This window comes from Belnapia rosea (assembly GCF_900101615.1).
GTDB lineage: Bacteria > Pseudomonadota > Alphaproteobacteria > Acetobacterales > Acetobacteraceae > Belnapia > Belnapia rosea.
This window is the reverse complement of record NZ_FMZX01000004.1, coordinates 23169-35899: the sequence shown is the minus strand read 5'-3', so window position 1 is coordinate 35899 and position 12731 is coordinate 23169. Positions and strand designations below refer to the sequence as shown.

12 protein-coding genes are annotated in these 12731 nt (G+C 64.8%); 1 reads left to right on the top strand and 11 read right to left on the bottom strand.

Translation table 11 applies throughout. The features are described 5' to 3' along the window. Positions 1-135: 135 nt before the first annotated feature. Positions 136-1413: a hypothetical protein gene (locus tag BLR02_RS28550; RefSeq protein WP_218127910.1), complete on the bottom strand. Its 1278-nt coding sequence runs from the start codon at positions 1411-1413 to the stop codon at positions 136-138. Between the two features lie 436 nt (positions 1414-1849). On the opposite strand from BLR02_RS28550, the gene BLR02_RS30385 reads away from it, so the two are divergent. Continuing rightward, positions 1850-2158 carry a hypothetical protein gene (locus tag BLR02_RS30385; RefSeq protein ID WP_245704731.1) on the top strand — a complete coding sequence of 103 codons (309 nt, stop codon included), beginning with the start codon at positions 1850-1852 and terminating at the stop codon, positions 2156-2158. Between the two features lie 165 nt (positions 2159-2323). Here BLR02_RS30385 and BLR02_RS29420 read toward each other — a convergent pair whose 3' ends face one another. From BLR02_RS29420 to BLR02_RS10510, 10 genes are all read right to left on the bottom strand, one after another. Next, positions 2324-3601: a hypothetical protein gene (locus BLR02_RS29420; RefSeq protein ID WP_218127909.1), complete on the bottom strand. Its 1278-nt coding sequence runs from the start codon at positions 3599-3601 to the stop codon at positions 2324-2326. A gap of 101 nt (positions 3602-3702) precedes the next feature. After that, on the bottom strand, positions 3703-4005 hold the full coding sequence (locus BLR02_RS10555; protein WP_090662941.1) for a hypothetical protein: 303 nt from the start codon (positions 4003-4005) through the stop codon (positions 3703-3705). Positions 4006-4017: 12 nt separating this feature from the next. Next, a complete protein-coding gene (locus BLR02_RS10550) occupies positions 4018-4662 on the bottom strand; it encodes a hypothetical protein (RefSeq protein ID WP_090662938.1) in 645 nt (214 codons plus the stop codon). Further along, positions 4659-5081 carry a hypothetical protein gene (locus tag BLR02_RS10545; RefSeq protein WP_090662936.1) on the bottom strand — a complete coding sequence of 141 codons (423 nt, stop codon included), beginning with the start codon at positions 5079-5081 and terminating at the stop codon, positions 4659-4661. Before BLR02_RS10545 ends, BLR02_RS10550 begins: the two co-directional genes overlap by 4 nt. Next, positions 5072-5431 carry a hypothetical protein gene (locus BLR02_RS10540; protein ID WP_090662934.1) on the bottom strand — a complete coding sequence of 120 codons (360 nt, stop codon included), beginning with the start codon at positions 5429-5431 and terminating at the stop codon, positions 5072-5074. Before BLR02_RS10540 ends, BLR02_RS10545 begins: the two co-directional genes overlap by 10 nt. A gap of 357 nt (positions 5432-5788) precedes the next feature. Then, entirely contained in the window at positions 5789-6652 is an 864-nt protein-coding gene (locus BLR02_RS29415) for a M15 family metallopeptidase (RefSeq protein WP_090662932.1), read from the bottom strand. Positions 6653-6851: 199 nt separating this feature from the next. Further along, positions 6852-7949, bottom strand: coding sequence for a DUF3616 domain-containing protein (locus BLR02_RS28540; protein WP_218127908.1), 1098 nt, complete (start codon positions 7947-7949; stop codon positions 6852-6854). A 181-nt stretch (positions 7950-8130) separates the two neighbouring features. After that, positions 8131-9900: a hypothetical protein gene (locus BLR02_RS10520; protein ID WP_143018088.1), complete on the bottom strand. Its 1770-nt coding sequence runs from the start codon at positions 9898-9900 to the stop codon at positions 8131-8133. A gap of 496 nt (positions 9901-10396) precedes the next feature. Further along, positions 10397-11425: a tetratricopeptide repeat protein gene (locus BLR02_RS10515; RefSeq protein ID WP_090662924.1), complete on the bottom strand. Its 1029-nt coding sequence runs from the start codon at positions 11423-11425 to the stop codon at positions 10397-10399. Between the two features lie 106 nt (positions 11426-11531). Continuing rightward, a complete protein-coding gene (locus tag BLR02_RS10510) occupies positions 11532-12398 on the bottom strand; it encodes a tripartite tricarboxylate transporter substrate binding protein (protein ID WP_281201049.1) in 867 nt (288 codons plus the stop codon). Between the last annotated feature and the right edge of the window lie 333 nt (positions 12399-12731).

Here is a 12731-nt window from a genome sequence, read left to right as displayed (position 1 = left end):
CATCGCAACCGCAACACGATTCGGGATGCGCGGGAGCTTGGTGCGGAAAGCAGGCTGCTGCTACGCAAGGCGGCACGTTGCGCGCACATCCGTCCCTTAATGTGAAACGACGATTGGACGTGGCTGCTGCGCCAGCTAGGGCCTGCCCTCCGGTCGGCGCGTGTCCAACACCGCCTGTGGACAGGCCCGCCGCTCCGCGTCCGTTAGATTCTCGGGCTGCGCAATCCCGGTCTCCAACGCGGGACCGGCCGAGAAATCGGTGAACGGCCGCGTGTCTGCCAGACCCGCATCCGAAGCCCGCAGGCGACCGCGTTGCTGCCACGCTGACAGTTCTTCCTGACTCAGCCGGTCGCCAGCACCGTCGATATAGAACGCGACGTCACGGCCCAAGCGATCGGCTCGCTGGCTACCAGGCCGGACGTTCAAGGCGATGGCCTGGCGAATTCTCCAGCGCGGCGCTGATCTGTCCGCAGCAAGAGCTTGCGAAATAGCCGTTCGGATGGGACCCAGCGAAGGACTCGTGTGGGCGGAACGGTCTTTGAAGAAGCCGTAGTCGGCCTCGGTCGGCGTAAGACCATTATCGCTGTATGCTTGAATGAAAGTAGCGATCTTCCCACCGTCCAAGCTCGAGCTCCGGTAGAGGTTGTCGTAAGCCGCGCGCACGTCAGGCGCGCGGCCAAGGGCGTTGAAGCCCTGCCTCCACGCCTCCCGCCGACTGGCATCAGCCCAGACCCCACACAGATAAGTTTCGAGGCTCCTCTGAGCATCGCGGTCCCTAAGCTGGAATGTTCGTCTAATAGCACTCGCCTCGATCCCAAAAGCTTGATCAATAAGCATCGGTGATGTCCGGTCGACCATCGCGAGTACGAGTTGGACTTCACGTCCGCCCCCGCCGGTGGCGCCGTTCGGCCCCCAAGTGAGATACGACCTTGGGTCGTTGGAGAAGCAGACGTTGCGCCCAGCCGACGGATTGTATAGCGGGGACGATTGGCAGAAATTCCACTCCATGCGTGTGTAGTCTGTGTTCTCGTAGGTGAGCATCAGCGTACGAGCACGCTGATCCACGGAAGGCCTCTCGCCGCCAATTAGCGCGTCCCAGTAGGTTGTTGTGAGGGATCCGGCGCGCGCGTCGGCATCGTTCGCCAGCTTCGGTACGTAGCCGGGACATGTTGCGAGGGCCCTTAGGGCATTTCGTGTGCCCGGGCCGAAAACGCCATCGACCGTAATGGTCGCTGGCTTTCCACAGCCTGCAAGTTCTTCATTGATACGTGTCTGAACAACTGCGACCGGACCGTAGCGCCCATCGAACAGCGGCGCCTGACCGAACCGATAGACGATGTCTGCGAGGCCCGGCGAACTGCCGCAAGCCATTGTCGCAGCGAGAAGGCCTAACGCCCACTTTCTAGCCTTCACGTCTTCCTCCCTGTTCTTGTTAATACTGTCAATACTGCCCGCCGCAGCAATACTGCCCGCGGCAGTGGTTCTCCGCAACAGGATTGATTATTTATCCCAGGTCAAGGGTAGCTCCGGCCCGTTCAGGGTGATGGCGCGGATGGTTGACCCGCTCGTTCGGGTCGGCTGCGATTGCAGTGCCGCGGGGCGGCTGCGCGGGGCGGATCGGATGCGACCGACAGCAGTAGCAACGGCCATACGATGGTGGGCACGCCCAGCGTTCCGGGTATACGGGAGAATCAGGCAGAGGACGTGTTGGCTTTCGGCACCACGAGCCGGCAGGCCGGCGCGGTGATGTAGAACAGCTCGCCGACCTAGCGGCAACCGATTCGGCTGGGCCCGAGCGTGGCCCTCGCGCAGATCCGCGTCATCGGCTTCGACGGCCAGATCGATCTCGGTGCGCTGCGGCTTTTCGGCCTGCCCATCGCTGCCAGCCGGGACGCTCACGCTGGCCCTGGAGACCGGCTGGGACCTGTCGAGCCTCACCCCCGGTACGACGGCCAACGTCGACGTAACTGTCTGGGGCGCGCGCCGAGGCGACTTCGCCGACGCCTCGCTCGACACCAGCAGCATCGCCTGCGTGCTCGAGTGCCATGTGTGGTCGAACAACAGGGTCCGCGTGACAGCGCGGAACGTCAGCGCCTCGACGGTGGACCTCGCCGCGACGCGGCTGGCGATGCAGGTCACCAAGCGGCGGATGTCGTGACAGACGGTGCGTGCCCGCCTCGAGCGGTCCACAAGCTGCGTGACCGCCGAGTTCGACCCTTCTCGAGCGTTCAAATCACGCGCGCCGAGGTCCGTGGTTGAGTCGTCCGGGCCTTCGAGTGGCGCACACGTCGAACGGCCCCAACGACAGGGTGAATCGCCGCTGTCACACCGTCGGTGGCTGCGGGATTTCTAGGTGGTAGCCGGGGTCTTCTGGCGGTTTGAAGAAGCGGGAGACCCGCTGGTTGGATCGCACCGCTGCCTCGAAAGCGGCGGGGCGGGCGACGGAACTCGGCGCCACGTCGAAGACGTTGAGCACTCTTGGATCCGAGGCGTGCCTCGACACCCGCGTCGGACCAATCTCGATGATTTTCTCGGTCATGAGCCGCTTGATCGCCGCCGCGTCCTGCCCGGCGCGCTTCGCTGCGTCGTAGGTGTCGATCACCTGGTCGCCGGCCGGCCCATACAGCTCCTTCTCCTTCGCCACGCCGCGCGCCTCGAGATTGTTGAACATCACGCGCGCCTGGTCGGCCGGGCCGCGAGCGGTGCTCGACACCACGACCTGGGTGAGGCCTGCGGCGCGCATAATGTCCTCAAGCACCTTTCGGGAAAAATCGGTTACATCGGCGGCTCGCGCGTTTGGCCCGAAGTCGATGGTCACGGCGGCCGGGGCAAGACCGGCGAGGGGGGCGGCCACCTTCTCCGCCAACTCCCCGGCGCGCTCGAAGGCGTCGAGGAGGACGAAGGGAACGCGGAAGGCGTCGTCGCCCGTCGGGATGCGGTCGGCGGGAGCGGGCCCGGTGGGGGGTGCGGCGTTGGCGGCCGCTTCGAGCTGCGCCACCCGGTCGGCGAGCGCGGCGAGGTCGGTCGACGGCGCCACGCCGGCGACGGGCGCCGGCGCGCCACTCCCCGCGACGCGGTTGCAGGCGTCTCGCCAGAATGGTCCCCAATGCTCCCGACGCGGCTTCCCGGGGCGCCAGTTGCGGAGATAGCAGAGCCAGGCCTCCTCCTCTGCTGCGGGAACCGGCGCCGGCAAAGCGACCGGGTCGGTGAACAGCAGCAGCCTTGCGAAGGCGCAGGCGAGCTCATCCCCCTGCGGCGTGGCGAAGAGGCGCCACACCGCATCTTCCTCCACCGCCGTGCCGGTTTCCATGGTGAGCAGACGGGCGGGGGCGCGGCTCGCCGGGTGGCGCAGGACGCCGCGGACGCCTCCGCCACGCTCGAACTGCCAGAAGCCCGTGGCGGGGCCGATCACCTGTGGCCCCGCGTCAATCTGATCCCTCGTGGCGAAGCCGCTCTCTTGCAGGCCGATCGCGATCAGCAGCGCCTCGGCCGGTTCGCCGCCCGCGATGCGGAATTCCGCGGCCAGCCGCGCCACTACTGGCTTGATGAGGGTGTTGTACGGAACCGCCACTCGTCCCTCCTTTTCGATAGGTCGGCGCACGATCCCAGTCGTGCCGACGATTCAGCAAGCGCAATGATCGGGCCGCATAAGCAGCGGGTGCGGCGCTCAACGGAGCCTACGGATCAGACACGCCTATTGCGTCAGCGGTGAGGCCGGTAGGCGGCCACGTCCTGGAGCGTGCCCTCGACAACAATCGGACCTGAGCAGACCAGGCGCGCGCCGGGCTCCGTTGGCGGATGCCCGGCGATCGCCTTCAGCACCGTCCCCTTCCCTTCGGGCGGGATGTCGTTCGGGCCGCCGATGCCGGCATAGGTCACGCGGTTGTTGCCGGCATCCGTGGGCGCGAGGTTGATCAGGTAGCCGAGTGCGACCTCCTGGTCCTGTATCGCCGCCTGCAGCGCTGCGAGGCTGCGGCTGCCGGGCGAGGTGCGGGTGAAGGGCATCGCTGTCTCCTCTCAGCGGCCGCGTGCCAGGCTCAGCGCGGCAGCGAACCGGTCGAGCGCCGCGGGGTCGGTGCGCGCTTGGTCGAGTCTGTCGCGCAGCGCATCGTTCACCTGCGCGTCGGACAGGGTGGCGAGGCTCGGCAGGCCGAGGCTCGCGGCCGCACGCCGCTGCTGTGCCGACGTGAGATTCGCCAGAGTGGCCGACGCATCGCGCACCCGCTCCCGCAGCCCGGGTAGCGTCGGGTTCACAGGCGCGTCCCTGAAGCTAACGATCGCAGCTACCACCGGCGCATTGCCTGCGATCTCCGTAGCCGCCCGGCCGGAGGCGAATTGCGATGAGATCGTCACGTCCACGTTCACCGGCTTGGCCGGATCGATGGTGGCGCTCAGCACCTGGAAGCCGGAGACCATATTCACCGCCTGCCCGCGTGGCTGGCTGGCAGTCCCTTGTCCGTCCTGTGCGACTGGCGGAACGGTGGTGCCGACGACGCGGTTGTAGCCGAAGTTAACCTCGAGCGGCGGCGTCCGCGCCGCACTGGCGTTGATGGCGAGGTTCACCCCCTCGCGCTCGGCGAAGACTAGCGTCCGCGAGCAGCCGCCGGCGACGAGCAAGGCGAGGGCAGCGGCGAGGCGGGGGACCGTGTGCGTGGCGGTCATGACCCGTCCCCTGCCGGGACCGCGCGGAAGCAGCTGAAGAAGTCCCGGATTGCGGCGCGATCGTTGCCCAGATTCCTGGCGAAGCGAACCGCCGCGTCGCCGGTCGCCATGGATTCGGTGTAGCTGCGGATCGTGATTCCCTGGACCTTCAGGTCGGAGCAAACCAGGGCGGCCATCGCGTCACGTGCACCGCTCGCCGACGGCGGGTCGTCTAGAAGCGGCGGCGGCGGGTCGGCGCTGCGCGGCACTATCGCGGCGAAGTTCCGGTCGTAGCCGATCACCAGCGACCCGGTGGTCTGCTCCGGATTGACCTGCGCGTTGATGCCGATGACGGTGCGCGCGCCCATGATGAGCTGGCTCGGCTCGCAGGCTGCGACCGCGAGCGGCACCGCCGCGACGACAAGGCGTTTCAGTTGCATTCCTCGACCTCCCTGCAGATGGTCAGGCGGCTTTCCGCGGGCTGTCCCGGCACCAGCACCAGCCGGCGCACCATCGACGCCCTGGCGGGCACCCGGGCGAGCAGCGCGTCCTCGGAGAAGCCCAGCATGACGCCGACCCTGCCGGGATTGAGCGCGAGGTCGAAGCCGATAATGCGACGCAGCTGCGCCAACGGCGGCGCTCCTGACAGCACCGCGCCAGGGCCGTACCGGCCCGGCGCCGGCGCATCTGCGCCCAGCGGCGCTATCGTCAGGGTGCGGGTGTAGCCGATGGAGAGGCCGGCGTCCTCGGCGGAGCTGCGCAGAGCCACGCCCGGCACATGCGTCACCACGACTACTGCACCCGTCGCATGCACGACCTCGGACCATGCGACCCCAGCTCCATCCACAGCGCAGCCGCAGAGTGGGAGTAGTACACCGAACACCGCGGTAAGAAGGGAGTATCGCCCCGGGTGGCAACTTGCGCGATCATTAATGGCGCGTCCTCCGCATCGGCAAGCATCTTTCGCCCAGGAGCTTGGTTGTATCGTGCCCATGGCCCGACGATCACGTCAATAATTTGAGTCCGCACCAAACGTCACGCACGTCCGTAACCGTGGTGAAAGCCGCTATTCGATTCAGGTAAGCACGGTGTATCCAGGCCCTCTCCCGTTCGGGATGGGTAATCCACCCATAGCTTGCCGCAGAGTCTAAAGGGCAGAGATCTCGAAATGCATGCCGTCCAAGGGCTGCGTGAAATGGCCGCCCCAGTAGATGTTGTGTTTGTTTGCGATAGCGACGAGCTCCCGAACGCAGCCCTTCGCCCCCCAATCGGCCGGGGTATCTCCAATCCAGTTCTGGGTGGCGTTGATGTCGAAGGCTGAACCGAATGAGTGATTGCTCAAGTCCGAGACGTCTTTGCTGGACTTCGACCCGTGACCACTGGCGCCAGGCGGAGCCTTGCCAAACTTGTAGCGCGGCTCGAAGCAACCGGCGTACGAGATAATGAGGTGAAGAAGGTCAGCTCCTTCCCATGCCGCGAACACCTTTCGGAACACGGGCTCCGCCGCTTCATGGCAGCGGAATTTGCCGTGATAACCGACTGCGAACCGCAACTGCGGCATATCGAAGGTCACGATGTTTTCTGCGATCCAGTCGGCGGCTGAGCCGGCGCAACTCCCCTTGATGACAATAGCTTCTGCACGAGGGCGCTGCGCCAGCGGGAGCTGGGTGAACTTGAAACATCCGAAGTCCTTCTCCCGGATCTTGTCGGAAGGGCTCTGGAGACCTCCTGGTTTCGCTGGCCCGCCTTTGGCCGCCAGCTTCTGATAATGGTCGTCCGGGAGCACGGAGTAGCCCATGGCCTGCGCCCGCGTGAGCGTCTTGTCGTCGAGCTTCCCGCTTGGGGAAAGGCCGGCTTTCACCTGAAAGAATTTGGTGGCGACTTCAGTGTTCATGCCGAAGTCGCCATCGATGGCCCCCACCTGATCCAGGCCCTGGCGGCGCAGAAAATACTGCCAACGCTGCACCTCGGTGACGACGTTCTTTGCCCCACGGGCCAGAAGAAAGGCCATCAAACCTCTCCGATTTTGGTTGTTCGGTCATTGTATTGAAAACTTAGGAGACCAACAACCAAATAGCCCAACTGTGGCAGCGAGGCTTCGATCAGCCTGGCCCACACGTTCGGTGCAAATGCAATACTACAGCTTTCGATCTGACGGCTTCCGTAGCCTGCTCGGTCGGCAAGGTGCCAGCTTCGCGTCAGCACAGCGGTCATTCTAGGACAAGGCGCATGATCCGGAAGCTCCGGTTGCCCGCGGGCTGGACATCTTTGCAAGGCTGTTGCCCGAAGGTCCGATCGCCGTCGTCACTGACCAGCACGATACGACGCCCATCTGCGGTGATGGCCAGTCCCTCCGGACGAAAGGGGTCCGCAGCGTCGCCGACAACCGCCTCGTCCCCCTTCAACCGCTCCAGCACCAACGGCTGGTTGAGCCCGCCCCAGACATAGAGCGCAAAGTCCGCGCCGTCCCCTGCCAGGCCTGCGACGATCAGATAGATGTTGCGGTGAGGCACGTACTCGATACTGCGAATGCCACGCCCCCCAAGGTCAAGAAGGATCGGCTCGCCAAACAGCGCACGCGGACCTTCGGGCGCGGGCCGGAGCTCCGCAGGGTTAAGCAGCGGCAGCAGGATAGCTTTGCGATCAGCCGTCAGTGGATTTCGGAAGCCTATCAGTAGCGAGGTGCCATCCGAGCCGGCCGCCAGCCCCTCGATGTTGAGCCCGCGTCCCTCCGGCCGGAGGTCGAGGTTCGGATTGTCGCTGACATCGATAGCGGCGCTCAGCAGTGGCACCTGCGCAAGATCGCGCAGCAAATGTGGGTAGCGCGTCATGCCCTCGGCATGGCGGACGGCTAATCCGCCCGGACCAGGGGCAACAACTACCGCGGCTAGTCGTTCACGGCGCGGGCGCCGCTCGCCACTCGAATTGCGGCCGTGCGAGGTGATGAAATACAGGTGGTCGCCAAGCCAAGCTGCCCCCTCGAGATCGGCTTCTCCACGCCGGACGACGTTGCGAACGGTGCCGTCAGGGCGGCCCATCCGTTCAAGCACCGCATCGTCGGCGCGCAGCGTTTGTTGGAGGTTGCCGCCGCCGAGCTGCAGCACCTCACCGGCAGAGGTGATGGCCAGCAGACTTTCATTCTCATCGTTCGCAACGAGCCATGTCGGGGGATCTGCCGCCGGTACCGCGACGACCGCGGAGGCATCACAGGTCCCGCCAGTCGTCGCTGTCACGCCGTCCTGTCGCACTGCTCGCGGTTGCTGAGCCGATGCCGCACCGACAAATGAGACGCACGCGATAATGCTCATCGCGAGAGCCACGTGCTTGGTGCTGCCCGGGAGTCTGGAATGCATCATCGGAGCTTCTCCCTTACCCTACGGCGCGATCCTCTTCGTAGCACTGAATGTCTTCTTGCCAGCAGCATCAGCCGGACGGGGCCACGTTCGCAAGTTTGTCTCACCTGGCGGCCGATCTCGCGAGACGGTGCGCTCATGGAGACCCGGCGGCGAGCTTGATCTGCTCGTCGTACTCCTTCCGCTTTTCCTCGACCTGCTTGCGCGCCGCGGGAAGCTCGCCGGTGGCGGACGCACCCGGGTTCTCCTCGACTGCCTTCAGGCGAGCCGCAATCGCGTCGAGGCGCGGCGCGAAAGCCTGCTGGACCCCGGTTCGCTTCACGGGGTCCGCCTCGGCCGCAACTTGCGTTTCGATTCTCGCCTTCTCCTCGACGAGGGACTTTTGCTCTGCCTCGAGGTCCTTGACCCTCTTTCCGAAGATCTCCAGCTCGGCCTTGAGCACCTGCGCCTTCTGGAGTGGGCTGGCCTCGGCCAGCTTAGCGAAGACGTAGGTGCCGTTGCTGACCCCCATCAGCAGCAGGAGCTCCGTGCCTAGAGGTGGGAAGGCCATGTCGTTTGCGACGTGCCAAACGACGTAGGCGGCGGAGAAGACGGTGAAGATGAACAGTTGGAGCTTGTAGAGGTCGATCCGGTCGCCGGCGTCGAGGATCGCCCAGAACCTCGGCCTCACCTCTGCCCCGGTCGCTGCCGGAGCGCCCGGCGCCCGGCTCGCCGCGATCCAGCGCCCGAGCACCGAGCCTGCACCTGCGAAGCCGACCAGCCCCATGATTTCGGGCGTGACCGCGATGAGGCCCTCAGTTCGGAACATAACATAGACGAGCGCGAACATCAGGACCAGGGTCCACAGCAGTATCTGAAATAGGGAGATGCTTGCTTGGCCGTCGTGACCGGCGATCAGCCCGAAGGCCCACTGGCGCCAATTTCGCCCGGTCCCGAACCTGCGCATCGCGAGCAGGGCGAGCCCCCCTAAGCCGGCAAGCAGCACTGCCGACGCCCAAACGAGCGAGCCGAGCGGGCTGTTTATCTCCAGCCTGCCAGAGCCAAGATAGACGCCGTCGCTCGAGACGACGAGAAGCTGACCGTCCCTACGACCCGCCGAACCAATACTGCCCCAGCTGGTGAAGCCGCTCGGGAGTGTGACGGAGAATTCTGCCTCGCCCGGGTCTTGATCGGAGTATCTCACCCGCTTCACCTCCAGGGAGCGGGCGGTCCGCGCGACGCCCGTCACGAAGCACGCGTCGAAGCGCCGCGCGTCGGCTCTGAGACTCGCGCCGGGGAGCCTCGCAACGAATCTAACGACGATGCCGGCATCGCCCGAAGCGACCCGGGGCATGATCTCGTCCACGTTCGCTAGCTTCAGAGGGGGAGCGCCTTCCGGCTCAACGCGGCCTAGGGCTAGTGGGACAACCGTCTGAGGTAACGCAACCTGGACGGGCCCCAGCCTGCCCGGCAGCCGCGGGATCAGCACGGCCGTTTCCCTCTGGACCGACACGCCCGCTCTCTCCGGGTCCGGCGCCCCCAGGTCCGTCCCCGCGGGCACGTCGACCGCGACGGTTAGGGGACTCTCCAGCACCACAGCGGCCGGCCCCTCCAGCAGGAATCGCCCCGGGGGCGTCCTGTCCGCCGAGAGGACGAGCTCGACGCGCTGGCCGTCCTCGAGTTCGATCCGGTCCACCCTGGCTTCGGCCGCTGTGACGGTCGCGGCGAGTCTGGCAGTGGGACCGGACACGGCGCGCGCCGTGTCCGGGAGCCGGGTGTCCGCGGCGAGCCTGCCGCGGAACCGCGCCTCCGCTCCGCCGAGCAGCTCGGGACGGACGACCATCGTATAGGTGCGGTTCGGGACTAGCTGGACGGGCGTCAGACAGCCCTGCAAATCCCACGGCCTTTCCACGGGCCAGAGATTCATCTCGGCCTCGGCCGGGACGGGCACTGCGGCCAGGGCAAGTAGCGCAACCGCGCGGAGCAACGCCGTGGCGACGCTGCGGCGCGGCGGATGCCTAGCGTAACGTGATACACACGGCTCATCAGTTCCGTCGGCGCTGCGGGACTTGGCGTCCCAAACTCCTCCTGCGTGCCCAGAACCGCGCCCGTCTCCAGCTGCCATACGTCATCTCCACTCCGCTTTCGAAGCTTGGCTGGTCATGGGTTACAGTCACTTCCTTTTCGCGCATCAAAGCAGTCGCCGGATCCGATGCTGGCAATGACGGCTGCGGGCACGGCATGTCCAGCGCCAGCCGCTTTAATCGCGGCTATGTATGAGAGCGCCGTGGATACAGGGGCCGTAAGCACCTGCTCCGCAGGACGACTGGTGAACCGACGCTGGAGGCTTCCAACAGGTGCGGCAGAGCGACGCCTAGTCATGTTGCACGCGTCTCCTCTGAAGAATCTGTGCACGTTGGTTGCTAGGCACACCTCTGGTGAACGTTCGCAATTTGCAAGGAAGGGTCAGTTTTAGCTTTTAAGTCCGCGAAGACGCGCAGCACGGGATCCAGGCTGACATTCCGGAAGTGGGCGCTCTGGTTCGAGAGAAAGGCAAGTACGGGCGCTGGATTGATGTCGCAGGCGCAGGCAAGCACTGGCCATCGAGGCTCGCTCTTTGAGTCTTCAATGTGCAGCAGGGCGCTGATGGCAAAGCTGTGGAGCAGGACGTAGACTGTCATTTCAACATTCGACGGCTCGACGGGACGACAGCGTCCACCGACGGGCGACCCAAGGACCAGCTCGCCGGCGAATCGTTCAGTCATTTCTCCGCCGAGGCTGAGCTGACGTGGGTTGCCGAAGGTGTAAGCGATAATAGCGTTCAGGCGATAAAAACGGTCGTTCGGATCTTGGGCTAGGAGGGGCTCGACGATGCGGCGAGCCTCATCATAACGGCCCAGACGGTTCAGCATGCCGGATTGATTAAGGCGGTAGCGGTTCGCGAACCGGTCCTCTGGACCGGCAGTTTTGGCTGCTTCCTCAAAGGCTGTTAGCGCCGCCGCGTGCTGACCGCGCTCATAGCGAAGCAGTCCAAGGAGGTACCAAGAGCGGGCCTCAGCGCCGAAGTTCTCACGTGTGACACGGACCAGCCGTTCCGCTTCATCAAAGTCACGATTATCGATCAAGTGCATCAGGCCGGACTCGGCCAATGGCAAGAAAACCCGCTGCTGCCAAGCCTGATTTCTCTCGAGATCCTCAATCTTCGCAGCGTTAGTCTCGATCGCCCTGACCGTCGTGATGGTATGGCTAGCGATGGCGAGAGCGCCAAGAACCAACGCAAGCCAGAACAGAAATCTCAGGACTCTGTTTAGAGTGTTGAATCCCTCAACTTTATCGGGAGGCACCTCAATTTTGCTGATGACCATCTTGTACAGCCCATAAAGGGCAATGGCAATCAAGGCACCAAGCATGATAGGCGTCGTGATGTTCTGCGCGACTGTGAAATCGGGCACCTTGTTTCTCCCCGAAGGCTGTGCAGCATTCTCCTGCAGCTGCCTGACGCGCCTCAGGAGCAGATACTTCGAAAGGGCTTGCTGACTTCTTCATACCCGCCATCTGTTAGCCGCCGCCGCGGCAGCACCACCGGTCGAGCCAGAGATCAATCTCTAGCCTGACAAGTTGCATCGCCTCGCTGCGCCCTAAAGCGAGGGGAACGAGTCCGATGCTGCCGATCTGTTCCCGGAATGCCGGCGCTTGTGCGGCGGCGATGATATCGCTCGACAGCATGTCCCTGATCGCCTGCGGCGCACCCCTAGGGCTCATGATCCCCGTCCAGACGGAAAAACGGAAGCCCGGTATAAATTGGTCGAGGGTCGGTAGAGCTTCGAAACCCGGAGCGACAGCGCTGCTTAACCGAGCTAGTGGCATCAACCTGCCAGTCCGGATGGCCTCATCGGCGATGGCAAGGGAGCCGACGAAGATGTGGACGCTCCCCGCCAGCGTGTCTTGCAGGGCCGCCGCCGCGGTTCGGTAGGGGACATAGTCCGCCCGGGCGTTGATCATGCGCTGCAGCAAAGTATAGCAGCGATATGCTGGGCTTTGCAGTCCGGTGCCGCCCCCGGAGATGTTCAACCTCGCATTCCCCTGCTTCAAGGTCTCGACCAAGTCGCGGGCTGACCGGATCGGCTGGTTCGGGCTGGCGGCAATGATCAGCGGCGTCTCCGCCACCACTCCCAGCAGGTCAAGCGCCTCGAGCGCCTCCCGTCTACCCATTGTGCCAGCTTGATCATCAATGAAGAACATGTTGGAATCAACGGCAAGTAGCGTATGCCCGTCCGGAGCTGCCCGTGCGACGGCGCCAGCCGCTGCAAGGCCGCCCGCTCCTGGCCGGTTGTCCACCATCACAGGCTGCGAGACGCGCTGAGATAGCGCTGGGGCTAGCCTGCGCGCGACGGCATCGGTCGTGCCACCAGCCGCGTATGGCACAACCAGCTGTACCGGGCGGTTCAGCCGCCCACTCTGTGCGCGGACGCTGCCAAATGGAAGCAGAGAGCCCACGCAAGGGGGCAGCAGCAGTAATGAACGACGCTTCACGATAATCCTCCTTGCGGCCCTCCGCCTTCCTGTCGACCACAGGGGGGGTAGTCTGTGCTTTTGTTGTTCGCGTCAGTGATAACAGACCCCGATCGGAGAAATCCATTTCCACCGCGCGATCGGGGCCCGGTTTGTGGTGTATGACGCCGCTAACCAGCCCGCGGTCGTGGCCCCGATGCCTGCACCAAGCCTGCGCCCTCGGCGGTCGCCGCGTCCGCATTGTAG